The organism is Cyclobacteriaceae bacterium (assembly GCA_030584025.1).
In the GTDB taxonomy this organism is placed as follows: Bacteria; Bacteroidota; Bacteroidia; order Cytophagales; family Cyclobacteriaceae; genus UBA2336.
The window spans coordinates 2,329,873-2,355,673 of record CP129487.1 but is presented as its reverse complement, the minus strand read 5'-3'; the positions used below and the strand labels follow the sequence as shown (position 1 = coordinate 2,355,673).

Below are 25,801 nucleotides of genomic sequence, written 5' to 3'. Positions count from 1 at the left end.
TTAGGCTGAAATTTTAACGCATTCGACAATAGGCCTTAAAAAGCAGCGCAAAGATAGAATAACTCGTAAATCCTGCAAAAATCATCGGAATTTGCAGGTTGAGGTATTTTTATGATCCCAAAAAGGTCGTTTTGAGAACACCCCAAAGCTGTTTTTTCTTTTGATCATCCAGGGCCGAAAGATTGTCGGCCAATACCACCCGGATTCCTTCCCAGGTGATGGACGTATAGGAAGTGGTCGCTTGCTTCAGGGTAACGCCAAATGACAGAATGGAAACGGGATTGAATATTCGGAGCGTTTCCAGGTCAGCTTCTGTTTTAACCAGAAGTTGAATGCCTTCAAACCTGAGTTTAACCGAATTGAGAATTTTGATGAGCAGTTCCTGTTCGTCCGGTTTATAGGTCGACCAGTCTTGCGGGACTAAAACAATAGTGTTGCCACGAATTGCGTAGAGTTCTTCCTGAAAGGTTTGTTCCACAAGATCGCGCGGCAGCGTCATTCCTCCAGGTTAAAAATGGATTTCAGTTCATGCGCATCGTGTGGCTTCATACGACCAGCAAGTATCAGGCGAAGTTGTCTTCTGCGTAAAGCACCGTTGTAAAATTCCTTGTCTTCATCCGTTTCCGGTTCAATTTCCGGTACATCAATCGGCCGACCGCTTTGGTCAACAGCCACGAAGGTGAAGAAGGCACTGTTGCTTTCCATTTTCTTTCCGGATGGGATGTCTTCGGCATCCACATCAATGCGTACTTCCATGGAGGAGTTGAATGCACGCGTAACCTTGGCTTTCAGGGTTACTACGTTGCCTAACAGTATCGGGTGCTTAAAAGAAATATTATCAACAGATGCCGTTACTACGATGCGATTGGAATGTTTCTGTGCGGCAATGGCTGAAACAATATCCATCCAATGCATCAACCGGCCACCCATTAGGTTGTTGAGTGTATTGGTATCATTGGGCAGCACAAGTTCAGTCATGCTAACAAATGATTCGCGCGGAAATTTTTTCTTTCTTGGCATTCTGTTTTTTGATTATGGCTATTTACCCCAACCTTGTTCGCCCAATAGCGGCACAAAGCTAAAATAATCGAATTCTTCTTTAGTCAGCTTTCCGTTCTTTTTGGTGATCTTCAGCATCACCTGTTTGTTTCGGTCCCCAACGGGTATAACCAATATACCTCCCTCAGCAAGTTGATCAATCAATGCATCCGGAACGATGGGTGCACCTGCAGTTACAATGATTTTGTTGTAGGGAGCTTTTGCTGGAATTCCCTTTGATCCATCACCAAAAAAGAAAAATGGTTTGTACCCGAGTTTAGGAAGAAAGGCTTTCGCGGTTTCGTAGAGTTTCTTGTTGTATTCGATGGTGAACACCTTGGCGCCCATTTCCAACAGCACGCAAGCCTGGTACCCTGACCCTGTGCCGATTTCCAGCACTTTGTCGCCCGGCTTTACTTCCAGTTTTTCGGTTTGAAAGGCCACCGTATAGGGTTGGGAGATGGTTTGCCCTTCGCCAATGGGAAAAGCCTTATCCTGATAGGCGTGCTCCAGGAAGGCATTTTCAAAGAAAACATGGCGCGGAACCTTGCCAATAGCGGCCAGTACACGCTCATCTTTTATGCCCTTATTTTGCAGCACTTTAACCAGCTTATTTCGGAGCCCCCGCTGCCTGTAATTATCCTCTAACATTTCAATTTGGCGCAAAAAAGGGCATTTTTTCGCCATGAACAAAGTTTCTGAAAATCTTTAGGAAAATTGAAACCAACCCGCGTACTTTAGGGTTCTCTCATGCACAGTGAATAAGCTTTTTGCCATAGCGTTCACGTGTATTTACCTGCTCCTGACAGTAGGCGTGGTGAAAACCACACACTACTGCATGGGGCGGGCAAAATCCGCGGAATTCTTCACTTTTGAGGCGAAAAAATGCGCCTGTGGTCAATTTATCCCCGAAAATAGCGGTTGTTGCCACGATGAGCTCGAAATCATTAAAATCGTTGATGATCAGTCGTCTACCTCATTTTCGTTAGTTACTGTACCCGTTTTAGTAGAATTAGGGGAAATTTTCGTTTTAGAAACTGATAAAATCGGATTAACGAGTTCAACTTATTTAAATAATCGTAATACCGATTATTTAATCCCTCCAAAACCCATCTTTAAGCTCAATTGTAGCTATGTGCTTTACGATGATCAGGCTTGATTGACATGGCCCGGATTACCGGTGCAGATTTAGTTTTAATCAATTAAGCATTTTTAAACTGTATCATTTAAGCATTATGAAAACCAATTCATTTTTAATTCTCCTACTGATTTTAGCTCTGCCTGTTTTTGTTCAGGCTCAGGATAAAGTTGTGACTGCCAACATCAAGGTTTATGGAAATTGTGGCATGTGTAAAAGCCGAATAGAAAAAGCCCTTGATCACAAGGGTATAAAAAAGGCAACCTGGAATACGAAGACGAAAAACCTTGAAGTGATTTATGTTTCTACACGAATCACTGAGAAGCAAATTCATGAACTGGTTGCTTCTGTTGGGCATGATACGGATCAGGTAAAGGCGAAGGACACCGTGTATGGCAAACTGCCTTACTGCTGCCTCTATCGCGATCATGATCACTCCGGTATCACCGATAACTAATTCACTCTATGTTGAAGTTAATTCGTGTGTTGCTGTGCGCAACAACACTCACCATAACTATGGGAGTTGTGCACGCGCAGAAAATAATGGGACTGGTGGTGGAGAAAAATGCGAAAGGTGTTGAGGAACCACTGGCTGGTGCCAATGTGGTGTGGCTGGGTACAACTCAAGGCACCTCAACAGAAGCAAATGGTGTGTTTATGATTGACCCATTGGAAGGCGCAACCCATCTGGTGATTAGTTATGTCGGGTACCAAAGTGATACGATAAAATATAACCCGCAAACCCGGATTAAAGTTATACTCGTTCCCGATGAGCTGTTGGATGAAGTAACGGTTGTCGGTTGGAAGCCGTCTTCCGGAATTGATCATACCCGCGGTATCAATACCACAGTGATGACGGAGAAAGAATTATTCAAGGCAGCATGCTGCAATTTGTCTGAGAGTTTTGAGACTAATCCATCGGTTGATGTGGCCTTCACCGATGCTATTACCGGCACGCGCCAGATTCAAATGTTGGGGTTGGCCGGTCCGAATACCATGATCTCAATTGAAAATATGCCTGGTGTTCGTGGATTAGCTTCCAGTCAAGGGATACAGTTTATACCGGGTACCTGGATAAACTCCATTCAGGTAACAAAGGGAACGGGCTCGGTGATCAATGGCTATGAAAGCATAGCCGGACAAATTAACGTAGAGTTGAAAAAACCTGAAGAGAGTGAGCGCCTGTATGTGAATGGCTATGTGAACAATGCCGCCCGTTCAGAGCTCAATCTCAACTATACTGCACATGTTGGCGAAAAATGGGCTACTACCTTTTTGCTTCATGGCAGTACCCGCCCGTTTGAAATGGATAGTAACGATGATTCCTTTCTGGATTTCCCAACAGGAAGTCAGTTTAATGCCATTAACCGTTGGGTGTATAACAATGGTAAAGGTTTGCTTACGCAATTTGGAGTGAAACTATTGAGCGATGTAAAGCAAGGTGGTCAAACCGATTTTGGCGCAGAAGATAGATTCACGACTAACCGGTATGGTTTTGAAATTGATACGAAACGTTATGAAGCTTGGGGAAAAGTAGGGTATCAATTTAACGGAAAGCCCTACAAGAGCATCGGCTTTCAGTGGTCAGTGATGCAACATGACCATACCAGTTTTTATGGGTTCAATGAACACGATGCGAATGAAAAATCAGTTTATGCGAACCTGATCTATCAATCGATTATCGGTTCTACCAATCATAAATTTAAAGCTGGTGCCAGCTTTTTGTATGATCGGGTAGATGAGACTTTCGCCAATCAGGAATTGGATATCATTTACAGAGATACTCCTGTGAATTCAATTCTTTTTGATCGAAGAGAATTTGTTCCCGGTGTTTTCATGGAGTACAACTATGATGCAGGCGGCAAGTTCTCTGCAATTGCAGGTTTACGCCTAGACCATCATAATTTATTTGGGCCACTTTATACACCTCGATTACACCTGCGTTACAACGCTACTGAAACCACAACATTTCGGGTATCGGGTGGAAGGGGAATACGATTGGCTAATCTCCTTACTGAAAGTACAGGTGTGTTGGCATCAGCCAGGCAGTTTGTATTCACTGGTTTGCAAACGAATTATGCGTACGGTTATAAACCCGATATGGCCTGGAATTATGGGGTAAACCTGTCGCAGGATTTTACACTGGATTACCGCCCGGGTTCCATCACGGTTGATTACTTCTATACGGATTTTGAAAACCAGGTGGTGCTGGATATGGATTACAGCACTCGGGAAGCACGATTTTTTGGACTGACCGGTAGGTCATTTTCACAAAGCTTTCAATTTCAGGTCGATTATGAGTTGATGCGCAGATTTGATTTGCGCATGGCCTATCGTTGGCTTGATGTGCAAACCGATTACACGAATGGTCGTTTAACCCGACCATTGATTCCGCAACATCGGGCTTTTGTAAACCTGGCGTATGAAACCAAAAACCGTTGGAAGTTCGACTACACGGTTCAGGTGTTAGGTAAGCAACGTATTCCTAATACGTCAGCGAATTTGCCGCAGTATCAGCGTGAAACCTATTCCACTTCGTATATGCTCATGAATGCACAGGTTACCAAGGATATTAAGGATAAATGGAGTGTTTACCTGGGTGTTGAAAACATCAACAACTTCACCTTAGACAATCCGATTGTAGCTGCTGACGATCCGTTTGGTGGGCACAATAATTTTGATTCTTCATTGGTGTGGGGGCCCATCTTTGGTAGGATGGTGTATGCCGGTTTCCGGTTTAGAATGAATTGATGCAGCAGTGTTGATGCAGATAGAAGCGAAGAATGAGTCGGTAAATACGACTCAATTCTTTTTTAGTATTAGTCCTGGTCTATTAGGTTTTGTCAGGTTAGAAAGGTTTCACGCAAAACCCGCAAAGCTAGATTCACGCAAAGTCCGCCAAGTAGAACCTGTTAACTTTATTGCTATGCACAATTTCTGGGAACTCAGAAACCAATCAGAATAAAAGGTGCCCAATAATAGGGTGCTGCAAACTTTGAGTTGATCATATTGAGTTTAGCAGCGCGCAAATTTTCACTGTAATTAATGGCGGGCTTCTCCAATAATAATTTGTAGAAATCTGTCATCAGTACAGCGGTTGACTCATCAGCTACACTCCAGAAGGACACCATAATGTTTTTAGCGCCAGCATACACCAAAGCACGCGAGAGCCCAATCACCCCTTCACCTTTAGAAATTTTTCCAAGCCCGGTTTGGCAGGCGGAGAGCGTAACCAGATCGGCATTGAGGTGGAGGTTATAGATTTCGCCTGAGAACAAATTTCCATCTTCTGCTTCCGAATCCGTTTGAAGAAAGATGCGTGATAGCTCCGGGTTATTTTCATCAACAATACCATGCGTAGCCAGGTGGATTAAAGTATGGCTTTTAAGTTTATCCGACTTGATGGCTGTTTCGTTGGCTTTTCCCTGAAGCAATACCTCAGTTGAAATGTTTTTACTGGCGAGTAGATTTTGAATGGTATTTATTTCTTGTTCTGTTCCGGGCAAAGCATTCAGGTTGTCGCGCGATGGAAAGTTTACCGGTGCACACAACAGGGCAGAGGCGATGGAAGATGAGCCGGTGTCCTTCTTTTGCAGCAATAATCCCGCGGAGAACTCATACCGTACGGCATACTTCTTTAAAAGATACGGAAGCGAGGGGTAGGGTGTTGCGAAATCTTTAACCGGTTTGGTGAGTAGGGCTTCGAACGGAATAACACTCATTCGGCCGGTGGGTAAAACCACCAGGTCTTTTATTGACCTGGAAATTTTCGGTATCAATAAATTGTGAAGCTTAACGGCTGAAGCAATGTAGGCATCTTCGCCCATGTAGAATAGCCCGTTACGCAAACCGGTGATGCTCCGATCATAATCGTCCGGTAATTTTTGATCTGTGATTTTGAAAGACTTATGCGTGATGATGTAGGTGTATAATCGGGTGGGGGAATCTCGTTTACTGTCATCAATGAAGTAACTGATTACCGCGGTTTTAGAATTCAAACGCTTTTGAATATCTGCAATTGAGGGAGAGGCAACATTGTACTTTAAGTTAAAGTACTCCGGGTATTGCTTTTCCAGGTTTTGAATGAAGCTTTGATAGCTTTGATTAAGATGAAAGGCTGTTTCTCTTAAATACTTCTCTTCTTCTTCCGTAGGCTTTTGCGCAAGTTTTTGCGCCACTAATGCAAGGGCAGCCTTTAAGCTATTTTCTTCCTGCAACAGATCTTCAGGCACACCGGCAAATGATTTCGCGTTGGTATCCGAAATAGCCCCCAGCAGCACAGCCGATTTACTTTTTTCTGCAAAATAGAAGCATTGCTCCCGATAATATTTTCGGTTTTTGAATGCCACATCGCTCAGTAAAAAGGCAATCCGAACACCATCAGCGTACACTTCATTGGCGATTGAGCCAAGCGTAATTTTATCGGCTTCGTTTGTGGCTTGTTGCCTGAGGCGGTCAATGAGTGCATCACAGTCCTTTAGAAATTTCAAGCCAAGGTCAAGATCACTTTGTTTTAGTGTTTTTCCAAGATGCCGAGCTTCCACTACCTGGGCCTTGTACATCATGGAGTAAAGCAATTGATTGCCGTTGTAGAAGTTTGTGCCTGCTGGATTGGTTTCAATATTTTCTGAATTGAAATCGTTTACATTGGCAATCAATGCCGCCTGATAACTTTTTAACGCCTCATCATAGTTATCGCTGCTTTGATGAATATTTCCGATTCGGTTGTGAAGCGCGGCAATATCCGGATGTTTTTTTCCGTACGAGGCCTCGTACATAGCCATGGCTTTGTTGTAAAACTCAAGTGCCGTTTTGTTGTCGTTTAACCGGGTGTAGGTGTAGCCTAAACTGGAGAGCACAAATGCTTTGGAAGGTGTGGGCTGCGGATTTACTTTTTCCCAAATCGCTAATGCGGTTTCGTAATAGTTGATGGCATCGCCATATAATTCAATTTGTGCGTACGCAAAACCCAGGTTGGTGTTGGCGATGGCCATTTTAGAATGATCTTTACCATACAGCTTTTCATAAATAGCGGTAGCTTTTTCAAAATATTCAATCGCTTTATCTGGATCTATCGCATTGTTCACAAAACCAAGGTTGTTGTATGAGTTGGCGATTAGTTCGTGTGTATCGGGTAATTCACTTTGCCGCAGACTTAAGGCCATTTGAAACTGTTCCTCGGCTTGCAGGTATTTGCCCGTACTGTTATAGGTAGAGCCAAGATTGGTTAATGCTTGCGCTGTTTCCAAAGGACTGCCACGTTCTTGTAGCGTTGCTGATGCAACAGTAAGCTGCTCCAGCGCCTGGTCAAATTTTCCCTGGTTAAGATAAAGATAGCCTAGCGATGATTGCGTAATCGCCTGAAGTACCTTGTTGTTTTTTGAATCTTTACATTTGGTTATTGCCTCTTGCAGTAGTTTATCGGCATCTTCATACTTACCTAAACCGATTAGTGCTTCTGCCTTTTTATTCATCAGGCGAATCTGCGTATCAACGTTGCCATTCGTTTGTTGATCAATTTTTTGAATGGCCTCTGTGTATCTGGAGTCAAAAAGTAATGCGTCAATCTGGCTGATAATATCGTTCTTAACCTGGCCTGCTACTAACAGGCTTATAAGCATTAGCGAAAAGGAAAGAAAAGATCTTTTCATAATCAGAACCGGTAAAAGTAGCTGACAGTCATTACATCGTTTCGGGTTAATCCATCCGGATTAACATCGCGTTGGGTTATTTTTTTACCCACCAGCAATCGAACACCCGACTTTACATTGAAACTGTATCCGGCTGTAACAATACCCGAAAGTGCCATGCCAAGTGTTCCGTCAAGCTTAACACGTTCATTAAGGTTGGTGTTAAATATCTCGTCTTTTGTAATTCTCCAGATGGGGAGTAATCCTACTGAAAAATTAAATCGTGCATACCGGAAATTCCGTTCAGCCCTGAACATAATATCTGTTCCGCGCTTCAACTCGTAGCAGAGATGGTTTTTTCGAACGTAATCCGGTCCGCCTTCATAAACAGGTATCCATTCACCCCACCGAAACTGATTGCCATTCGCATTGAACGGATGTTGAATGCCTGTAGCAAAGAGCCACTTTCGATTCACCAAAGAGATGCCTGCGATGGCATCATACGTTCCCAGACTGGTTTGGTAATACATCGGTAAGGAAAGACCAAATTCATCATCCTTAAGATTGGAGTCGTTAGTAGGGATTTTTCCGCCAACCGTTAGGCCGATATCGAACTTTTCAGATGAATACAGGTTTCGGGTGATGCAAAACGATATATCGCTTAAGCCGCTGGTGTTCCCGAAGTTACCATTAACCGCCTGGTACGGCAGTTTTACTTGCACAAAAGTTTTATTATCGATTACGTTAAAACTCATATCGAGTGTAGCAACATAGATAACCGGAGATATGGTTGAGCTTCCACGGTAAAAACTCAACTCCATTGACCTCAGTTTGATCGGTACTTTTTTGTTAAAGGGCTGATCGGGTTTCATCGCCCCCATGGTGCAGAAGCCTGCATCGCTGCAGCCTTGTGCAATAACTAAATTAGCAGCTGAAAGCAGCAGAAGTGAAAGAAGAATTGATTTATTCATCTTCATATTGTTATTTTTCTCTTTGTCCACCAATGGCCACGGCATCAATTTCATTCCATCCGCGAACGGCAGGACTGTTAAGTGCCAATCGGATGGCATCTACAAGGAAGGTTGTTTCCTGAAAATAGATAGCGAATATTCGGGACTCGGGAGGCAAGTCTGTTCGCGCTGGTTTTGAATAGACTTTCCGCCATTGTCCGGTTGCTTCATTCCGAATAAATACGGTATCGATAGCTCCCGGATTGTAGGTTTCAAAGATTTCAATGGTGTGTATGGTTTGTGGAGTTTCAAAACCCAATACAATGAATTCGCGCTGTTCATCCGTTGTGTAGGAAGCCCATGCATTTGTGTTATCTCCATAACCAGGATAAACATTCTCCTCTCCGAGAGCTTTGTTTGCCGCCCAACTATTTGATGAGTATTGTGAACTAAAATCAATTACAGTATTGGCATATTGCCGGCTAGGCACCCCATTGATAAATTCAACTTCGGAGCAGGTGGAGAATAATAATGCGATGAAAAAAAAGAGTATAATCCTTTTCATCCGGGTGAGGGTTTTTGGAATGAATGGTGAAGGTACATAACCGGCTAGAAAAATCCTATAAAGCAAAAAGCCCGAATTATGCTTCGGGCTTTCTTAAATAGAATCTTTATATGAGGCTTACATTCCCAACGATTGGTTTTCAATAGAAGCAAGTTCAATAACCTTTTCGTACTCGGCCGGAGAAAGATCGTTATAGAAATAGTGTACAGGGTTAATCATTACGCCATTCAGCAGTACTTCATAGTGCAGGTGGGGGGCGGTCGATAATCCGGTGTTTCCAACGTAACCTATCAAGTCGCCACGCTTTACTTTCTGTCCCTGACGCACGGCAAATTCATGCATGTGTGCGTAGCGGGTTTTATATCCAAAGCCATGATCAATAATGATCATCTTTCCGTATCCACTAAAACGAACACTTACATCTTCAATGGTACCATCTGCGGTAGCATATATAGGAGTACCGATGGGTGCAGCGAAGTCAATACCCGAGTGCATTTTCTTTACCTTGTAAACGGGATGTACGCGCATACCAAAACCTGATGCCAGCGCAATCAGTTGCTTATTGGCTATCGGTTGAATGGCCGGAATGGCTGCAAAAAGTTTTTCTTTGTTTTCAGCAAGCTGCACGACTTCATCCTGCGACTTGGATTCAATGTAGATTTTGCGCTTTAGCTTATCAATTTTTTCGTGGAGTTCGACAATGGCATCTCTGTGTAGAAAGTTCTTTTCCTTAATATCCGCATAGCGTTCTGCACCACCCACACCGGCATTCCGAACAGATTTGTCGATTGGCTCAGCGCCCAACACCACACGATAAATATTATCATCGCGGTGTTCGAGGTTATTCATGGCCTGATTTAGCTGGGTAACTTCTTCATTGAGTTGCTCATAATAATACTCGAGTTCCTTTACCTCATTTTTAAGTACCAACTCTTTCGGAGATTCAAAGTAGGTACTGAACATCAGGTAAATTCCAGCCGCCATTGCAAGGGTTAAAAAGAATAACCCCAATGCATTTAGAATAATGTCGCTGGTGCGCGTTCTTACGCGTTCGTACTTACAGGTTTCGGTGTCGTAGTAGTACTTGATTTTCATAAAAACTTGCAATTATAGTGAATGCGGCCTGAATGGTTTCATGACTGTTTCATTGCATTCGATGAACGGTCCTTCCAGCAGATCAATGCAATATGGAATCGCTGGGAAAATAGCATTCAAGCACTGCCGGATGGCCTTAGGCTTCCCCGGAAGGTTCAAAATTAAGCATTTTCCCCGAATTCCGGCTGTCTGCCTCGAAAGGATGGCCGTAGGCACGTATTTCAGGCTTTCTTGCCGCATAAGCTCGCCAAAGCCGGGCATCATTTTGTCGCATACGGCTTCGGTGGCTTCTGGAGTTACATCGCGTTTGGCAGGCCCCGTTCCGCCACTGGTAACGATCAGGCTACAGCCTTTTTCATCGGCCATTTCAATAAGCGTTTGTTCGATCAGTGATTGCTCATCGGGGATTACTGCATATTCTTTTTCCCACGGACTTTTTATGTATTCATTCAGCACGGTTACAATCTCCTTTCCGGGTATGTCTTCATAAATACCCTGACTGGCGCGATCACTCACGTTTATAATTCCAATACGAATGATCTGATCGCTCATCAGGCAGATACGGTTTTGACTTTCAAGCCCAGTTTTTCGGAGCGGCCTTTTTTGAATACCTGGCGACCTTTGTTAATTCCTTTGCGTATTGCTTTCTGTTCCTCTTCGGGTAGCATCATAATGTCAGCACAATCCGTTGAGCAACAGCCGTTGTATTTTTCTGCGCACGCTTTGCATTGGATGAAAAGCAAGTGGCAACCATCGTTTTTACAATTGGTGTGGTCATCGCAAGGAGCTCCGCATTGATGACAGGTGCTGATGATGTCATCAGAGATTCGCTCACCCAGTCGCTCATCAAACACAAAGTTCTTTCCGAGGAATTTATTCTCAAGCCCTTGTTCATTTACCTGGCGTGCATATTCGATAATCCCACCATTCAATTGAAATACATTTTTGAATCCACGGTGCTTCATCCATGCGCTTGCTTTTTCGCAACGAATGCCGCCTGTGCAGTACATGATCACGTTCTTGTCTTTTTTGTCCTCCAGCATTTTTTCCACTACAGGCAATGCTTCACGAAACGTGTCTACATCAGGACAAATGGCATGCTTAAAATGCCCAACTTCACTTTCGTAGTGATTGCGCATATCGACTACGATGGTATCAGGGTCTTCGGTAAGTTTATTAAACTCGGGCGCATTCAAATGAACGCCACTATTGGTTACATCAAAGGTGCTGTCATCCAATCCATCGGCTACGATTTTGTTGCGCACCAAAATCTTCAGTTTGAAGAATGATTTACCGTTATCTTCTACCGCTATATTCAAACGTATTCCCTTTAGCCAATCTATGGCATACAGAATATCTTTAAACTCATTGAATTTTTGCGTGGGTACACTGATTTGTCCGTTAATGCCTTCATGCGCCACATAAATTCTTCCCCATACGTCAACGGAAGCAAAATCTAGGTACAGCTTATCACGGAAACCTTTAGGATCAGCAATCTGGTGGTATTTGTAAAAAGAGAGCGTGGTGCGCTCAGGATTGGGAGTCAGGTAAAGTCGCTCCTTGAGCAACTTGCCCTCAATTCGATTAAATAATTGCATGGTTATTACCGTCTTTCGCAGGAAAACGTAATATGACCGCAAATATACGGCTTTTTAAGTATACGTAGAAGGTGCGTTGGTTACTGCCGGGGTTTGAGTTCTCCGCGAATCAACTGGTTGTATTGTTCGCAGGTGAGCAGTCCGTGCTTGTCGCAGTAATTGCAGGTTTTGTATTCGTTTCCAAAGGCACCCTTTTTCACGATTACGGTTGTGCCTTTACAAACCGGACACATCACTTTTCCGGTGGGGCCGCAGTCGATGTCGTAGTTTTGTGATAACACTTCCTGCGCTTTGGCAGCCTCGCGGGCGCGTTCGTTTAGTACTTCAACTTCTGCTTTCTTCAACAGGTTAACGGCTTCTGCATAATGCTGCCCGGTGGTTCCTTTCAGTTGAATATACTTATTCAACCAATCAACACTTTGTTTGAATTTATTCAGGTAGAAAGAATTTTTACCGAAGTAAAAGGTAAGATCAGAAGGTACACCGCGAATGTTGTTCAGTACGTAAACAAATTTCTCATCCGCATCTGCATAGAGACCCTCATTCATTTGACTAACCGCTTCATCCATCGTGCGCAGCAACGCAGCACGTTTGGCTTGTTCCTGCTCGGCACGCAATTGTTGTGCTGCTGCGCGATCATCTTGCGCAATTGCAGATACAGTGATTGTATACAAAAGGAAAAAGAGAAATTGTTTCATACGTTACTTAAATCGATCCTCGGATACTCCTAACCATTCGAGCGGGGCTTTATAAAAAATATCTTCTTTAACGGAAGTTTCCAGATTCATGTCTACAATAAACTTGCCAATTTCCAAATCTCCAAGTGGAAAAGGATAATCGGAGCCCAGCACCACTTTTTTTGAACCAATCATTTTAAGTACATATTCCAACATGATCGGGTCATGGGTTATGCTATCAACCCAAAACTTACCCAAATAGTTACGGGGATTTACGGGGTTATCCATGGCCACCAGGTCGGGCCGGCAATTAAAACCATGCTCAATGCGACCAAGTGTGGCCAGAAACGATCCGCCCGCATGCGAAAACATGACCCGAATGTTGGGAAGCTTTTCAAAGATGCCACTGAAGATCATGGAACAAATGGCACGGGTAGTTTCGGCAGGCATGCCTACCAACCAGGGCAACCAATAGCGTTGCATATTTTTTTGTCCCATCATATTCCACGGGTGCACCATTACCGCCATGCCCAATTTTTCGCACGCTTCAAAAATGGGGAAGAAGCGGTCTTCATTCAGGTTCAGGTCGTTGATGTTTGAGCCAATTTGAATGCCTTGCAACCCGATTTTTTTACAGCGTTCAAGTTCCTGCACGGCCAACTCGGTATCCTGCATGGGCAATGTGCCCAATCCCAGGTAGTGTTTGGGATGTTTTTCAATCAGTTCGGCAATGTGATCGTTTAGAAACTGGGAAAGATCTAGGCAATCCAACGGTTTGGCCCAGTAAGAAAACATAACGGGTATGGTGCATACCACCTGAACCTGCGTGTTGAAGTGTGCGTATTCGTCAATTCGGAGTTTCGGATTCCATGCGTTTTCCTTGATTTCGCGAAAGAATTGATTGCCCCGCATCATTTTGGCTGAGCCTTTCTTGTGATGCTGTAAATAAATAAAATCGCCATACCCGAATTTCTCGCTCCAGTTGGGCAGCTTTTTCGGAATGATGTGCGTATGGGTATCTATTTTAAGCATGGATTGTTTTTGCAATCCTGCAATATCGGAGTTTTTGGAAAGAGTTCAACAAGGTGGTAATATTCATGGATGTTTAAAGAATACTTTAAAAGTAATTTTCCCTAGTACTGTCTTGGTTACGAATATTTAATTTCTATACATCAGCGGAACTTAAAATTCAGCACCTTATGCCACGTTAGGTTAAACTTCAAATACAAATTATTGAGATTTCCTTAAAACAATTTGCTCTGATTGTTTTGCAACTACCCTAGAAAAAAATTCGCGTAATGCGGGGTATTCAGGCACATTGTAGATTACTTTATTAAATTTCAACCTACTAGTAACAAAAATATTGTCAGCTAGATTAGTAGTGGATATAGTAAATGTTGCTGTTTTGTTTGGAAGCTCAATAATGCCAGAAGCGGGCAGTTCATCCACTTCATATCCTTTTGGCATAGTGAGTACAGTTGTTATAACTCTTTCAATTCTTGCGCCTAAATCGACTGGATAATTTCTGCGTTCTAGTTTGAAGGGATTGTTTTCCTCTTTTATTCCTAAGTATGGATTAATATAAATTAGACTATCGGTTACAATTGAATGGTTAGGAATGAATAACTCATACTTTGCTACTAAGCTAAGATTTTTGTCAGCTACGTTTTGCAGTGTTTGATTCTTCACCGTCCACACTTTATCACCTAACTCTTCTTTTAGAAACCTATCTTGTCCTAGCTCTTCAATCTTTTTTCGTGCTAAGGTTGCTTCATATCCTGAGAGGTCAACGATAATAGTTCCGTCTAAATTTCCTTTTGGATCAATTTTAAAATTTGATTGAACAGCCATTCGGGTGTCCATTTTTGCGCTGTCACGCGTTATCCCATGTTTTAGCAGATAATCTTTAGTGTATTCTTCTGAAAACCCTTGTTTGAATCTAGGGGGAAATATAATTGACGACCTGTATAGCTTTGGGTTAGGCATAAAGGGTTCTTCCTTGAAGGCCGGTACATTAGTTAAAGTATATTTTCTAAGCTTTCCTTCTTGCTTTACCGAAACATCTAAATCATAAAGGCCATTTATGATTGCTGCTACACCAAATATGCTGCCTGGAAAGAAAACTTCATACTCGCTCTGTTGTACAGGTATTGAGTGCTGAAAGTGCCATTCGAAAATTGCATAGCTACTTGTTTTAATAGTGTATGTAAACTCAATAATTGAGCCTTCTTTTATGTTTGGGAAAAATATCTTTGTGTCTAAGTTTCCTTTACGTTTTTCATTGAATACGTCCTTTAAATTGAGGCGTGTTTTAGTAATATTTCGGTTTTGATCAAGATTGTATACGGTACCGGAAAAGTCTAACAATTTTGAGTCCTCTGCTTTTATTGTATAGTTGCCCCAATCGTCAAAAGCTTCTTTTTTAAAAATTTTTATTCGTCTTTGAACTGTTAATGTTGTTCCCCAATATGGGTCAGCTGTGCATTTTCCATAATCAAATAGAATTACCGCCAGGGCTGTGGAGTCTGCCTCAAAGTTTTTCATCGTCAACCATGTGGTATCTATGATCCCAATATTGCTGGGCCGAAGTAATTTTTGAGCGGTTAATGCGCTGGAGTAAAGACCGAGTAAAAGAATACCATATAGTCGCAGAACTGACATCTTGTTATAGCGGCTTTAAGTCTAGATTGATTCCTAATAACTTTCTCAACCACCATTTACTCTTCATCCCATCTTACACTTTCTCTCAAAGTTTTTTCATCATAACTCACCCCATACTGCTCCAACACTTCTTGCGGCACACCATCCCACTGATTTGGTTTATTACCGGCATAACCAAGATCTTTTAATCCGATTTCGCTTGTGAAGAAGCCGGTTGCGGTTAAATCGCGAAGTAAGTTGAAAAAGGTAACGCCCTGTTTCATTTCGGGTTTTGCTTTTTCGGGATAAGCGATTTCATCCACAAGGGCAACTTGTTGTTCCGATGAACAATTAACAAACGTTTTGTTATGTCGTTTCAGGCATTGAACATCCAGCCATTTGAGTCCACCACGTAAAGGGAGTTGATGCCGTGGCATATCTTTTACAATAAATTCGATAAAATCGTGTACACCCGCATCGGTTGCGCTTCCACTGGTTTCATCTTTCGGAATAATAATGTCAATCAATACTTTGATGGTATTCATTTCATGCTCATCAAAGAATTTTTCCGACAATAATTTCTCATCGCGAACTTGTTCGAATGGGTGCCGGTCGATGCCCGAAGTTTTTACCGGTGTTGCTGCGACTTCCTTTTTGTCCGTTTCGCACGACTGCAACAGAATGCCTGATGATACGGCAGTTAAGGCTATTGCTTTTATTGAATCCCTTCTCTTCATACATTCTGTTGTTTAAACTGTTCAATAATATAATCCGATGCTCTCCATGATAAGGCAAGAATTGTCCATGTAGGATTTTTATCTGCCTGTGAAACAAATGGCCCGCCATCTACCACAAAAAGATTTTTGCAATCGTGGGCTTGGTTGAATTTGTTTACTACTGAACGCTTAGGGTCATTACCCATGCGCGTTGTTCCTACTTCGTGAATAATTCTTCCGGGAGCCTCCAGTCCGTAGTTGGTTTCCGGTCCGGCAATTCCCCAGGTAATTACAGCGCCCATGTTGTGCATCATCTCCTGAAAGGTTTCCTGCATGTGTTTGGCTTGTTGAACTTCATGGTCGCTCCACTTATAGTTGAAACGCAGGACTGGGATACCAAACTTATCCACCGTACCGTTCGGGTCAATTTCACAATAGTTGGTTTCCAAAGCAATAGCTTCACCACGACCGGCCATGCCCACATTGGCGCCCCAATAATATCGGTAGTCATCTTTAAGCGCTGCCCCATAACCACCACCGGTTTTCTGATTTCCATTGCGATCAGGAAAGCGACCATTCAATCCCTGAATTCCAAAGCCAAATCCATAGCCGGGCATACCCATGCCGCCCCAATATTCTATGTGATAGCCTCGAGGGAAATTGAGTTTCTTGTTGTCCAACCACCAAGGCGTGTACACATGCATGCCGCCCACACCATCTTCATTGTAGCGCTTACGACCAAAAAGTTTTGGAAGTACCCCGCCAATGGCCGCACCGGTGGAGTCGTGTAAATATTTTCCCACCACGTTGCTGGAGTTTGCCAACCCATTCGGGTGCGTTTTTGATTTCGAGTTCAATAACAACCGGGCCGACTCGCATGCACTGGCCGCCAATACAACTACTTTGGCTTTTATCTGGTACTCCTGCATGTCGTCCTTGGCCACGTATGATACTCCTGTTGCTTTTCCGCTTTCATCGGTGAGCACTTCGCGTACCATGGCATTCACGATCACATCAAGGTTGTTGGTTTTTGTGGCCGGTTTAATCAAGCAAGATGAAGAAGAGAAATCGCCATACACAGTGCATCCGCGATTACATTGAGCGCAGTAAAAACAAGCCCCCCTGTCTTCATTTATTTTTTTTGTTAGAATAGATAGACGAGACGGAATAACCGGAATGTTTTGTTTTCCAGCAGCTTCTTTAATGATGAGTTCATGAAGCCTCGGTTTTGGCGGAGGAAGGAATTTTCCATCCGGTTCGTTAGGTATGCCTTCTTTGCTACCGAATACACCGATCAGGTCATCTACTTTATCATAGTAAGGTGCAACATCATCATAACCAATGGGCCAATCATCACCTAAACCATCATGACTTTTGCCTTTAAAATCTTTTGGACCAAAGCGAAGCGAAATCCGTCCCCAGTGGTTTGTCCTTCCACCCAACATGCGTGAGCGAAACCAATCGAATTGTGTTCCGGGTACGCGTGTATACGGCTCGCCTTCCATTTCCCATCCACCATAGGCTGCATCAAAATCGCCAAAGGGTCTGAGGGTTGTGCCAGCACCCCTGCGTAACGATTCATAGGGCCACTTGAGTTGGGTTACATTCTTGGCAGGATCGTACCAGGGGCCAGCCTCCAGTACAACCACTTTTAAACCAGCTTGCGTAAGTACGTAAGCAGCCATACCGCCACCGGCACCTGATCCTACAATACACACATCATATTGATTACTGTTCTCTTTGATTTGAAAAGGCATGAAGCAATGAGATTAAGTTCGTTAAATGTAAAATTTTCTTTTAAGTTTAAAAACGAAATATCGTGTACATGATCAGGTATTTTTCTTTAGTGGTTGTATTCATTCTTCTGGCAAACTGTTCTGATAAGAAACTTTCGCCTTTTGGTGCCACTCCTTCTGAAAGTCAGTTGCAGTGGCATGAGCTTGAATACTACATGTTCATTCATTTTGGTCCTAATACATTTACCAATGTGGAGTGGGGAGAAGGGAATGAGGATCCGAAAGTTTTTAATCCGATACAACTGGATTGCAGGCAATGGGCAGCTACTGCGAAGCAAGCAGGTATGAAGGGTATAATCATTACTGCAAAGCATCACGATGGTTTTTGTTTGTGGCCAAGTAGATTCAGTACGCATACGGTTCGCGAAAGCGCATGGAAAGATGGAGAGGGCGATGTGCTGCGTGAACTTTCAGATGCTTGTCGCGAGTACGGTTTGAAGTTTGGGGTATATCTTTCTCCGTGGGATCGCAATCATCCCGATTACGGAACGCCTGAATACAACCTGGTCTTTGTAAACATGTTGGGCGAAGTACTTACCAATTATGGTGATGTATTTGAACAATGGTTTGATGGCGCAAATGGGGAAGGACCGAATGGCAAGAAGCAGGAGTATGATTGGCCGTTGTTTAACAGTACTGTTTATAAACATCAACCAGAGGCAATTATTTTCAGTGATGCAGGCCCGGGTTGTCGCTGGGTGGGAAATGAAAAAGGTTTTGCCGGATTAACCAATTGGAACACGCTTAATGTTGAAAAGGTATATCCGGGTTATCCCGATTACCATGAACTTACACCTGGTCATGAAGATGGAACCCATTGGGTGCCTGCCGAGTGTGATGTGTCAATCCGACCCGGTTGGTTTTACAGTCCGGATACGGATGATCAAGTAAAATCATTGGATGAACTGGTTGAAATTTATTATGGATCAGTAGGGCGCGGTTCGAATTTACTGCTGAACGTGCCGGTTGATCGAAGAGGGTTAATTCCGTACGCGGATTCGGTTAGGTTGATGGAACTGGCAGAGGTTACCCGAAATTCCTTTGACGAGAATTTGGCTGTGATGGCTGAAATCAGCGCGTCATCATCTCGTAATAATTTTAAACCAGAAAATCTTGTTGATGATAATGCCCGCACCTATTGGGCTTCAGCTGATTCATTAGCTGAAATTGAACTGACATTTAAGGAACCTGTGACGTTTAACCGGATTGTATTGCAGGAGGGAATTGAATTCGGCCAGCGGGTAAAAGCATTTGCGGTTGATGTTTGGAAGAATGGTCGTTATGAAGAACTGGATCAGCAGACCACTATCGGATATAAACGAATCCTTAGCTTCAACGAAGTAACCACAACGAAAGTCAGGGTTCGCATCCTTGAAGCTAAGGCACCACCGGTGTTAGGTGAGATAAAACTATTTCGTGTTGAGGAGTAATTAATTTCCCCTTCTGCGATTCACCCGCCTGTCTGTTCGCTTTTGTTTTCTGTCAATTCGGTTCCCCCGTCTTTCCACGCGATCATCAACCCGTCCGATACCATTCGGGTTTCGCTTGTCGATTCTTTCCTGTCGGTTGGAGTTTACATTTTCACGTGTTTGTAAACGCTTCTGACGGATGTTCTGGTTGTCTTGTGCCTGTACGGATACTGTAGTAACTAAAAACAGCGCTATAGCGCCTATCAAAATTCTTGTTTTCATTTTTAAATTTTGGTTTTATGTAGCTTGGATTGATTATCCGGGAGAAGGTTTAATCAGTCTTCTGATTTTTTTTTGGAACCGGGTCATACCCGCTGGTTCCCCACGGATGGCAGCGTGCTATTCGCTTCATGCCCAGCCATGTACCCTTGAGCGCACCCCATTCCTGTATGGCCTCAATCGTATATTGGGAACATGAAGGTGTATGCCGGCAATGTGCCCCCAGCAACGGGGAAATACTGAGTTGGTAAAAGCGGATGGGGAGGATGAGGATTTTCTTAAGCATCTTTTTTAGTTGCTAGCTACGAACTGCGAGTTTCGAGTTTCACTGTGGTTAACCAAAAAGTTCACAGCTCGCAGCTTGAAACTCAAAGCTATTCGATAGTATACGATATCTCCCCATCTTTCCCGTCCATCAACTGCACACCCAACGCCTTCAAGTCATCTCGAATCTTGTCGGAGAGGGCATAGTTCCTGTCGGTGCGGGCTTTTTTGCGGAGATCGATCATAACCCGGATAACACCATCCAGTACATCATGGTTCTGACTGCCTTCTTCCTGGAGGCCCAATACATCTTCCATGAAGGTAATGTAAGCTGATTTGAATTTGTTGAACCTTTCCGCATCAAGATCAGCCAGTTTAACGTTTCCGGATTTCATGTCATTAATCCGGGCCGACATCTCAAACAATACAGCCAGTGTTTTTGCTGTATTGAAATCATCGCTCATGTTGCGGTAGGCTTCATCAACCAGTTTTAATAATTCCTGATCCTGTTTTCCCTGACCACCCGGATGCTCCAGTTTCTTCACAGCACTCAACGCGTTGATTAGTTTCTTGTATCCTTTCTCAGCAGCCTGCAACGCTTCGTTTGAAAAATCAAGTGTGCTGGAATAATGCGATTGCAGCATGAAGAAGCGTACGGCCATCGGACTGTAAGCTTTTGCCAGCAACGGATGTGTGCCCATGAAAAGTTCTCGTGGTAAAAATGAGTTGCCTTTCGACTTACTCATTTTTTCACCGTTTACGGTAAGCATGTTGGCGTGCATCCAATAGCGTACCGGTGCTTTGCCGTAAGCACCAACGCTTTGTGCAATTTCACATTCGTGGTGTGGAAATTTTAAGTCCATACCGCCACCGTGAATATCAAATTGCTCACCGAGATACTTTGTTCCCATCGCTGAACACTCCAAATGCCAGCCGGGTATGCCTTCGCCCCAGGGTGATGGCCAGCGTTGAATGTGGTTAGGTGAAACAGCTTTCCAAATAGCAAAGTCAACGGAGTGGCGCTTTTCATCCTGACGATCCAACTCGCGTGTACCCTCCAGCAGTTCGTCAATGTTGCGTCCGCTTAACTCGCCATATTTATATTTCTCCATGAACTTCCGAACATCGAAATACACAGAGCCGTTTACTTCATAGGCATACCCATTGGCCAGAATTTTCTTCACCATTTCAATCTGCTCTACAATGTGGCCGGTTGCTGTGGGTTCAATAGTAGGAGGAAGGATGTTGAAAATCCGGCATACTTCATGGAAACTGAAAGTATACTTCTGCACAATTTCCATCGGCTCCAGTTGTTCCAATCGGGCGCTTTCTTCAATGCGGTCGACACCTTCACCGGCATCGTTGGTCAGGTGGCCGGCATCGGTAATGTTGCGGACATAACGAACTTTGTAACCAAGATGAGTCAGATAGCGATAGACAACATCAAAAGCGGTGAACGTTCTGAGATTACCCAGATGCACCTCATTATATACCGTAGGTCCGCAGGAGTACAGCCCTACGAAAGGTGATTTCAACGGTGTGAATAGTTCTTTTTTGCCCGAAAGGGAATTGGTAATGGAAACCGGGTATTTTTCAAATAAACTCATAATGCAAAAGTCGGGAGCGAAACTACTAAAAAGTCGATAGTCGGCAGCCTGAGGGCCGGTAGTTTTTGCTATTCAACAAACTGAGGCACATGTATGTTCGTTCCCAGTTGCGCATTGATTTTCGGGATGAGGTACCGGCAGAGCTCAGGAGAATGCAACTCTTCGTGCTGATGCATAAAAAAGTACATGGTTTCAATTCCCTGATCGGCCCAGCTTTTCATTCGTTGAATCCAATCTTCGCACCGGGAATAATCAGTTGGATGTAAGCCGTTACCGACAAAGCGAATGAAAGCAGAGGGCGTTGTCAGGCGCATGTGCACACAATCTCTTCGGCCGGAAGCATCTGTAATAATGGAACCTGAATGGTTTCGTTCCAACATGGCGAAGACCGCCTCGAATGCTTCCGGATTGGCGAACCAGTCTTTTTGTCTTAATTCGGTATAGAGTTCAATGTCTTTGGGAAGCGATTGAATAAAAGCTTCCAGCGTCTCCAGCGTTTTAGGGCCCATACCCGGATGAGGCATAAGAAATACGGGCCCGAGATTTTTTTCGAAACCGGAAATGCCTTCCAAAAAGCGATCAGTGAGTTCATCAACTTCTTTGAGCCGTTTGATGTGGGTAATCTGGTCGACAAACTTCGGACAGAACTTGAAATCATCACCTACTTTACTTTTCCAACCGCTGGTTTGCTTGCGTGTTGGCATGCGGTAGAACGTAGCATTCAGTTCTATGCAGTTGAATTGTCGCGCGTAGTGTTCCAGAAAATCTCCGGCTTTGGTTTTTTTTGGATAGATTTTTCCCACCCAATCGGGGCGGCCCCATTTGGCACACCCTACAAAAATTTTTGTGTCAACTTTTTTCTTATGCTTTTTCAATAACGCAGTAGTTCCCGGATGATCGGGGGGGAGGGTGAAATCGATTTGATTTAAATCTTCCGGACTTACTTTGCCAAACTCCATTATTGATTCAATGATTCGTTGATGTGCTAATTTGCTAATAATTCATCAACGAATCATCAAATCAGTGAATTAAGTCATTGTCTTTTCATCTTCTCCATTTCCTCTTTGATTTTACGTTCCTCCCAGTCATCACTGAAAATGATGTTTTGTTTGTAGAGTCCAATGCCATGGAAAAAGATACCAATGCCCCAACCGATCCATACCCATTGTACCCACCACCGGCCCGGACTGCTAAACCAATTGATAAAAGTCAGAAAAGATGCAATGGCCAGATACGTGAGCACATGGCTGTAGAATTTCCGCTTACGCCTTACGCGCTTGCGCGCCTCTTTATATAATTTCTCTTCTTCGGGTGTCATACTGTGTTGATTTTAGTTATTGAGTTTGTAGGAAATGAAGTTAATCCAATTTTGTCAACTTCATATCGATGAATGGATACCACATGTTTCCATCCGGGGAGTATTCGCCTTTCTCAATCCAGGATTTATCAGCCGGATTCAGTTTGATGTCATAGCGGATTTTGGCATTGTTGGCCACTTCAAATCCCCATTCAAAATGATTTTCTTCCAGAACTTTGAAATAGGCATCGGTTTGATTTCCATTCATTACGTGCGATTTTAATTTGAATTCCTTTTTCTGTTGATCGAACGAAACAATAGCATACGCATTGAATGAAACTTTTCCATCCTGTGGGTTACGACCGGTGCCTTCAATAACCAGAATGGTACCATCCAATTTGAACTGAATATCTTCCTCCTGGTTTACCTGTATCATGGATCCGTTTTGCTGACGCATGGAGGCTTCGCCTTTCCACTTGCCAGCCATGTACGCCAGTTTTTGCATTTCCTGTTTTAAACTTTCGGGTGCGGTTCCTTGTGCTTGCGCAAACACTAATCCTAGAAAAGTGATGGCGGTGATGAGTATGGATTTCATAATGATTGGGTTTGAGTTATTTGACATGTTGATCAAGAAATTTGTCCATGTTTTGGAAAAACCACTCAGGGTCATCATACATGATGAAGTGTTTCGCGGTATCCGTCAGGTGGATGCTCACATTTTTTACATGTTGATACTGATCAGAGAAATTTTTTAGTGTGCTTTCATGGGTTACACCGTAATTTTTGTACGCGATCCACGCACCCAATACCGTTACCGGAACTTTTATGGTGGCCAGCTCCTGACGCAAGTCGGTGGTTTGCATTTCGTACATGGCTTGTGCCACTGTAGGTGAGTGCGATTCAATTCCCCATTTGCCAATGATTTCAAGTTTATCGGGTGCAGTGGCCATCGTACTCAGGTAATACTGCTGACTTTGTTTTACCTGTTCGGGCGTAGCGTCCTTCATCATGTTGCGCATGGAGATAGCCATCGGCTTCATGCTCTCCACGGTGGCTGATGGATCTTGAATGGCCGGAAAGAAGGGGAGGGCATCGACTATAAAATTCGGACCAACCAAATCGGGTTCAACAGCACTGATCCATAAGCTTAAAAAGCCACCTAAACTATGCCCAACTAAAATGGGCTTCTTTAGTTTGTTGTTTTTGATGTACGCGATCAGTTCATCGCGCATGGTTTTCAGGTATTCATTTGTTTCAATGGCCGGTGTTCCTGCAAAACCCGGTAACGAAATCACGTGCAATGTGTATTTGTTTTGATAGCGCGCCACCGTTTCAGTCCACACTTCTCCAGGACAGGTAAGGCCAGGAATTAGAATCATATGCTGCTTTCCTTTTCCAATTTTATCAACTTTAAAAGAAGGAGTAGCATTAACTTTTTCAGTCATCGCCAACAGCGCTGCGAAGCAAACAATCAGGCCGATGATCAGGTGGATTTTTTTGTTTGATGTTAACATGTTATAAACTGGTTTATATTGTAAACTAAACGAATAAAAAATTTTAGGGTTTGATGTATTGTTTCAATGCATTCACATATTCTTCAAATGCCTTGATTCCTTTTTTGGTGATCTTACAGGTAGTAAGCGGTTTTTTTCCTTTAAATGATTTTTCAATGTGGATGTATCCTGCTTCTGAAAGCTTATCCAATTGCACGCTTAAGTTTCCAGCGGTGGAGTTTGTTTTCTCTTTCAGAAACGTAAACTCAGCCGACTCCACACTCATGAGTATCGACATAATACCCAGCCGAAGTTGTGAATGCAACAAGGGATCAAGTTCCGCGAGCATCTGTTACTGATTTGATTTCTTCAACAAATATCCCGGAACCAGGTAGCCGAACACCATCGCAATTGCACCTACCAGATATTGCTCAATAGGACCAACGATATAACACAGTGTACCGGCAATCCAGAATGTAATTCCTCCAAGTATGAGCGGACGAAAGCGAATGATAATGCCTGAAAGAAAAGTTGCCATGCCTATCGGCATCAGAACGATGGCATTTACCATCCAATTGATCTTTTCTCCGAAAATCCATGACGGAAAAATGGTGATGGCCATTCCGATCCACAACCACATCGAAATCCGGTCGAGGTGCGTAACCACACCGGCTTTCTTTTCTTGCCGACTTGCATAGATCATGGTAATAATCCATGCAGGAATACAAAGTGTCCACACTAACGGAGCCTGACGTTGATATTCCGTGTACTTAAAGAAATAATACATGCCTACATTGCAGAAGGTGATCACCCATCCCCAAAGCAAAAAGTAGAAGCTGCTGCTCCGGATGTTACCCTTCACCTGGTTAATCATGGTAGATATGATTTCCAGGCTTTGTTCCGGGTTCAGATTATCGTGTTTGGTTTCCATATACTGGCTTTAACGGTACAAATATAAATTAGTTTATAAAATAAACCAAAAATTTTATGCTGAAACGAGCTAATTTCGGGCATGTTCACCGGCATAATCGAATCCTTAGGAAAAATTGATCGGATTGTAACCGACCAGACCAACAAGCATTTCTGTATCAACAGCCCTATTTCACATGAGTTAAAAGTCGATCAAAGCGTTTCGTACAATGGTGTGTGCCTTACTGTAACAAAAGTAGAAGGGGATAAGCACTGGGTAACGGCTGTTGATGAAACCCTTAAAAAGACAACCTTGGGAAATTGGAGCGATGGCAGCCTGGTGAATCTGGAGCGATGCATGATCGCCAATGGCCGGTTTGACGGACATATCGTTCAGGGACATGTTGATCAGGTCGGTATTTGTAAAAATGTGCAGGAAGTGGGGGGTAGCTGGTTGTTTGATTTTGAATATGACTCCGCTTCAGGGAATGTAACCGTAGAAAAAGGATCAATTTGCATTGATGGGGTAAGCCTTACGTGCTTCAATTCTTCTGATCGGGGTTTTCGGGTAACCATTATACCCTACACCTTTGAGCATACCAATTTTAAAAACCTCAAATCTGGCGATTCTGTAAATCTTGAGTTCGACATCATCGGAAAGTATGTAAAGCGATTACTCGGGAAATAGAACAAAATTCTT

The 25,801-nt window shown here is 43.3% G+C and carries 28 protein-coding genes; 5 read left to right on the top strand and 23 right to left on the bottom strand.

Going from position 1 to position 25,801, the window contains the following annotated elements; translation table 11 throughout:
• Positions 1-109 precede the first annotated feature (109 nt).
• Genes QY309_10510 through QY309_10500 form a run of 3 tightly spaced genes read right to left on the bottom strand, consistent with a single transcriptional unit; the run spans position 110 to position 1,695 of the window.
• Complete coding sequence (locus QY309_10510; protein ID WKZ58301.1) at positions 110-499, bottom strand: hypothetical protein; 390 nt, start codon at positions 497-499, stop codon at positions 110-112.
• On the bottom strand, positions 496-1,020 hold the full coding sequence (locus QY309_10505; GenBank protein ID WKZ58300.1) for an acyl-CoA thioesterase: 525 nt from the start codon (positions 1,018-1,020) through the stop codon (positions 496-498). Before QY309_10505 ends, QY309_10510 begins: the two co-directional genes overlap by 4 nt.
• An 18-nt stretch (positions 1,021-1,038) precedes the next feature.
• Positions 1,039-1,695: a protein-L-isoaspartate(D-aspartate) O-methyltransferase gene (locus QY309_10500; protein WKZ61696.1), complete on the bottom strand. Its 657-nt coding sequence runs from the start codon at positions 1,693-1,695 to the stop codon at positions 1,039-1,041.
• A 181-nt stretch (positions 1,696-1,876) separates the two neighbouring features.
• Here QY309_10500 and QY309_10495 point away from each other — a divergent pair, with 181 nt between their 5' ends.
• The 3 genes from QY309_10495 (at position 1,877) to QY309_10485 (ending at position 4,927) form a co-directional block, all read left to right on the top strand.
• The gene (locus QY309_10495; protein ID WKZ58299.1) at positions 1,877-2,197 is read left to right on the top strand and encodes a hypothetical protein; all 321 of its coding nucleotides are present in this window, start codon (positions 1,877-1,879) and stop codon (positions 2,195-2,197) included.
• A gap of 76 nt (positions 2,198-2,273) precedes the next feature.
• The gene (locus QY309_10490; GenBank protein ID WKZ58298.1) at positions 2,274-2,633 is read left to right on the top strand and encodes a heavy-metal-associated domain-containing protein; all 360 of its coding nucleotides are present in this window, start codon (positions 2,274-2,276) and stop codon (positions 2,631-2,633) included.
• An 8-nt stretch (positions 2,634-2,641) separates the two neighbouring features.
• Positions 2,642-4,927 (top strand): TonB-dependent receptor, encoded by a 2,286-nt coding sequence (locus tag QY309_10485; protein ID WKZ58297.1) that lies wholly within the window; start codon positions 2,642-2,644, stop codon positions 4,925-4,927.
• A gap of 194 nt (positions 4,928-5,121) precedes the next feature.
• Here QY309_10485 and QY309_10480 read toward each other — a convergent pair whose 3' ends face one another.
• The 11 genes from QY309_10480 to QY309_10430 form a co-directional block, all read right to left on the bottom strand.
• The gene (locus QY309_10480; protein ID WKZ58296.1) at positions 5,122-7,827 is read right to left on the bottom strand and encodes a CHAT domain-containing protein; all 2,706 of its coding nucleotides are present in this window, start codon (positions 7,825-7,827) and stop codon (positions 5,122-5,124) included.
• 2 nt (positions 7,828-7,829) lie between these two features.
• Positions 7,830-8,777: a hypothetical protein gene (locus QY309_10475; protein ID WKZ58295.1), complete on the bottom strand. Its 948-nt coding sequence runs from the start codon at positions 8,775-8,777 to the stop codon at positions 7,830-7,832.
• Positions 8,778-8,787: 10 nt separating this feature from the next.
• Positions 8,788-9,321 carry a hypothetical protein gene (locus tag QY309_10470; GenBank protein WKZ58294.1) on the bottom strand — a complete coding sequence of 178 codons (534 nt, stop codon included), beginning with the start codon at positions 9,319-9,321 and terminating at the stop codon, positions 8,788-8,790.
• A gap of 117 nt (positions 9,322-9,438) precedes the next feature.
• A complete protein-coding gene (locus tag QY309_10465) occupies positions 9,439-10,416 on the bottom strand; it encodes a M23 family metallopeptidase (protein ID WKZ58293.1) in 978 nt (325 codons plus the stop codon).
• Positions 10,417-10,428: 12 nt separating this feature from the next.
• Positions 10,429-10,968 carry a molybdopterin adenylyltransferase gene (gene mog, locus QY309_10460; GenBank protein WKZ58292.1) on the bottom strand — a complete coding sequence of 180 codons (540 nt, stop codon included), beginning with the start codon at positions 10,966-10,968 and terminating at the stop codon, positions 10,429-10,431.
• Positions 10,968-12,014 carry a rhodanese-related sulfurtransferase gene (locus tag QY309_10455; GenBank protein WKZ58291.1) on the bottom strand — a complete coding sequence of 349 codons (1,047 nt, stop codon included), beginning with the start codon at positions 12,012-12,014 and terminating at the stop codon, positions 10,968-10,970. The genes mog and QY309_10455 overlap by 1 nt, the downstream gene beginning before the upstream one ends.
• An 80-nt stretch (positions 12,015-12,094) precedes the next feature.
• On the bottom strand, positions 12,095-12,712 hold the full coding sequence (locus tag QY309_10450) for a hypothetical protein (protein WKZ58290.1): 618 nt from the start codon (positions 12,710-12,712) through the stop codon (positions 12,095-12,097).
• Between the two features lie 3 nt (positions 12,713-12,715).
• Entirely contained in the window at positions 12,716-13,723 is a 1,008-nt protein-coding gene (locus QY309_10445; GenBank protein ID WKZ58289.1) for an amidohydrolase family protein, read from the bottom strand.
• Positions 13,724-13,921: 198 nt separating this feature from the next.
• Positions 13,922-15,352, bottom strand: coding sequence for a DUF3857 domain-containing protein (locus QY309_10440; GenBank protein ID WKZ58288.1), 1,431 nt, complete (start codon positions 15,350-15,352; stop codon positions 13,922-13,924).
• A gap of 56 nt (positions 15,353-15,408) precedes the next feature.
• Complete coding sequence (locus QY309_10435) at positions 15,409-16,068, bottom strand: gluconate 2-dehydrogenase subunit 3 family protein (protein WKZ58287.1); 660 nt, start codon at positions 16,066-16,068, stop codon at positions 15,409-15,411.
• Positions 16,065-17,804, bottom strand: a complete 1,740-nt coding sequence (locus QY309_10430; protein ID WKZ58286.1) for a GMC family oxidoreductase — start codon at positions 17,802-17,804, stop codon at positions 16,065-16,067. The genes QY309_10435 and QY309_10430 overlap by 4 nt, the downstream gene beginning before the upstream one ends.
• A gap of 68 nt (positions 17,805-17,872) precedes the next feature.
• On the opposite strand from QY309_10430, the gene QY309_10425 reads away from it, so the two are divergent.
• A complete protein-coding gene (locus QY309_10425; GenBank protein WKZ58285.1) occupies positions 17,873-19,273 on the top strand; it encodes an alpha-L-fucosidase in 1,401 nt (466 codons plus the stop codon).
• Here the strand turns inward: QY309_10425 and QY309_10420 are convergent, their stop codons facing one another.
• The 9 genes from QY309_10420 to QY309_10380 all read right to left on the bottom strand — a co-directional run bounded on the left by QY309_10420 (position 19,274) and on the right by QY309_10380 (position 25,123).
• Positions 19,274-19,534, bottom strand: a complete 261-nt coding sequence (locus tag QY309_10420) for a hypothetical protein (protein WKZ58284.1) — start codon at positions 19,532-19,534, stop codon at positions 19,274-19,276.
• 49 nt (positions 19,535-19,583) lie between these two features.
• Complete coding sequence (gene yidD, locus QY309_10415) at positions 19,584-19,817, bottom strand: membrane protein insertion efficiency factor YidD (GenBank protein WKZ58283.1); 234 nt, start codon at positions 19,815-19,817, stop codon at positions 19,584-19,586.
• Between the two features lie 88 nt (positions 19,818-19,905).
• Positions 19,906-21,402 (bottom strand): cysteine--tRNA ligase, encoded by a 1,497-nt coding sequence (gene cysS, locus QY309_10410; GenBank protein ID WKZ58282.1) that lies wholly within the window; start codon positions 21,400-21,402, stop codon positions 19,906-19,908.
• A gap of 68 nt (positions 21,403-21,470) precedes the next feature.
• Positions 21,471-22,361 (bottom strand): DUF72 domain-containing protein, encoded by an 891-nt coding sequence (locus QY309_10405; protein ID WKZ58281.1) that lies wholly within the window; start codon positions 22,359-22,361, stop codon positions 21,471-21,473.
• Between the two features lie 74 nt (positions 22,362-22,435).
• On the bottom strand, positions 22,436-22,720 hold the full coding sequence (locus QY309_10400) for a 2TM domain-containing protein (GenBank protein WKZ58280.1): 285 nt from the start codon (positions 22,718-22,720) through the stop codon (positions 22,436-22,438).
• Between the two features lie 40 nt (positions 22,721-22,760).
• Positions 22,761-23,294, bottom strand: coding sequence for a hypothetical protein (locus QY309_10395; protein WKZ58279.1), 534 nt, complete (start codon positions 23,292-23,294; stop codon positions 22,761-22,763).
• Between the two features lie 16 nt (positions 23,295-23,310).
• A complete protein-coding gene (locus QY309_10390; GenBank protein ID WKZ58278.1) occupies positions 23,311-24,213 on the bottom strand; it encodes an alpha/beta hydrolase in 903 nt (300 codons plus the stop codon).
• Positions 24,214-24,256: 43 nt separating this feature from the next.
• The gene (locus QY309_10385) at positions 24,257-24,541 is read right to left on the bottom strand and encodes a transcriptional regulator (protein WKZ58277.1); all 285 of its coding nucleotides are present in this window, start codon (positions 24,539-24,541) and stop codon (positions 24,257-24,259) included.
• 3 nt (positions 24,542-24,544) lie between these two features.
• Complete coding sequence (locus QY309_10380) at positions 24,545-25,123, bottom strand: hypothetical protein (GenBank protein ID WKZ58276.1); 579 nt, start codon at positions 25,121-25,123, stop codon at positions 24,545-24,547.
• Between the two features lie 81 nt (positions 25,124-25,204).
• On the opposite strand from QY309_10380, the gene QY309_10375 reads away from it, so the two are divergent.
• Positions 25,205-25,789 carry a riboflavin synthase gene (locus QY309_10375; GenBank protein ID WKZ58275.1) on the top strand — a complete coding sequence of 195 codons (585 nt, stop codon included), beginning with the start codon at positions 25,205-25,207 and terminating at the stop codon, positions 25,787-25,789.
• The last annotated feature ends 12 nt before the right edge of the window (positions 25,790-25,801 follow it).

Excerpts from the sequence above, each read along its gene's own strand:
- QY309_10510 (WKZ58301.1), bottom strand. The coding sequence starts at position 499 with ATGACGCTGCCGCGCGATCTTGTGGAACAAACCTTTCAGGAAGAACTC.
- QY309_10505 (WKZ58300.1), bottom strand. The coding sequence starts at position 1,020 with ATGCCAAGAAAGAAAAAATTTCCGCGCGAATCATTTGTTAGCATGACT.
- QY309_10495 (WKZ58299.1), top strand. The coding sequence starts at position 1,877 with ATGGGGCGGGCAAAATCCGCGGAATTCTTCACTTTTGAGGCGAAAAAA.
- QY309_10490 (WKZ58298.1), top strand. The coding sequence starts at position 2,274 with ATGAAAACCAATTCATTTTTAATTCTCCTACTGATTTTAGCTCTGCCT.
- QY309_10485 (WKZ58297.1), top strand. The coding sequence starts at position 2,642 with ATGTTGAAGTTAATTCGTGTGTTGCTGTGCGCAACAACACTCACCATA.
- QY309_10480 (WKZ58296.1), bottom strand. The coding sequence starts at position 7,827 with ATGAAAAGATCTTTTCTTTCCTTTTCGCTAATGCTTATAAGCCTGTTA.
- QY309_10475 (WKZ58295.1), bottom strand. The coding sequence starts at position 8,777 with ATGAATAAATCAATTCTTCTTTCACTTCTGCTGCTTTCAGCTGCTAAT.
- QY309_10470 (WKZ58294.1), bottom strand. The coding sequence starts at position 9,321 with ATGAAAAGGATTATACTCTTTTTTTTCATCGCATTATTATTCTCCACC.
- QY309_10465 (WKZ58293.1), bottom strand. The coding sequence starts at position 10,416 with ATGAAAATCAAGTACTACTACGACACCGAAACCTGTAAGTACGAACGC.
- mog (WKZ58292.1), bottom strand. The coding sequence starts at position 10,968 with ATGAGCGATCAGATCATTCGTATTGGAATTATAAACGTGAGTGATCGC.
- QY309_10455 (WKZ58291.1), bottom strand. The coding sequence starts at position 12,014 with ATGCAATTATTTAATCGAATTGAGGGCAAGTTGCTCAAGGAGCGACTT.
- QY309_10450 (WKZ58290.1), bottom strand. The coding sequence starts at position 12,712 with ATGAAACAATTTCTCTTTTTCCTTTTGTATACAATCACTGTATCTGCA.
- QY309_10445 (WKZ58289.1), bottom strand. The coding sequence starts at position 13,723 with ATGCTTAAAATAGATACCCATACGCACATCATTCCGAAAAAGCTGCCC.
- QY309_10440 (WKZ58288.1), bottom strand. The coding sequence starts at position 15,352 with ATGTCAGTTCTGCGACTATATGGTATTCTTTTACTCGGTCTTTACTCC.
- QY309_10435 (WKZ58287.1), bottom strand. The coding sequence starts at position 16,068 with ATGAAGAGAAGGGATTCAATAAAAGCAATAGCCTTAACTGCCGTATCA.
- QY309_10430 (WKZ58286.1), bottom strand. The coding sequence starts at position 17,804 with ATGCCTTTTCAAATCAAAGAGAACAGTAATCAATATGATGTGTGTATT.
- QY309_10425 (WKZ58285.1), top strand. The coding sequence starts at position 17,873 with ATGATCAGGTATTTTTCTTTAGTGGTTGTATTCATTCTTCTGGCAAAC.
- QY309_10420 (WKZ58284.1), bottom strand. The coding sequence starts at position 19,534 with ATGAAAACAAGAATTTTGATAGGCGCTATAGCGCTGTTTTTAGTTACT.
- yidD (WKZ58283.1), bottom strand. The coding sequence starts at position 19,817 with ATGCTTAAGAAAATCCTCATCCTCCCCATCCGCTTTTACCAACTCAGT.
- cysS (WKZ58282.1), bottom strand. The coding sequence starts at position 21,402 with ATGAGTTTATTTGAAAAATACCCGGTTTCCATTACCAATTCCCTTTCG.
- QY309_10405 (WKZ58281.1), bottom strand. The coding sequence starts at position 22,361 with ATGGAGTTTGGCAAAGTAAGTCCGGAAGATTTAAATCAAATCGATTTC.
- QY309_10400 (WKZ58280.1), bottom strand. The coding sequence starts at position 22,720 with ATGACACCCGAAGAAGAGAAATTATATAAAGAGGCGCGCAAGCGCGTA.
- QY309_10395 (WKZ58279.1), bottom strand. The coding sequence starts at position 23,294 with ATGAAATCCATACTCATCACCGCCATCACTTTTCTAGGATTAGTGTTT.
- QY309_10390 (WKZ58278.1), bottom strand. The coding sequence starts at position 24,213 with ATGTTAACATCAAACAAAAAAATCCACCTGATCATCGGCCTGATTGTT.
- QY309_10385 (WKZ58277.1), bottom strand. The coding sequence starts at position 24,541 with ATGCTCGCGGAACTTGATCCCTTGTTGCATTCACAACTTCGGCTGGGT.
- QY309_10380 (WKZ58276.1), bottom strand. The coding sequence starts at position 25,123 with ATGGAAACCAAACACGATAATCTGAACCCGGAACAAAGCCTGGAAATC.
- QY309_10375 (WKZ58275.1), top strand. The coding sequence starts at position 25,205 with ATGTTCACCGGCATAATCGAATCCTTAGGAAAAATTGATCGGATTGTA.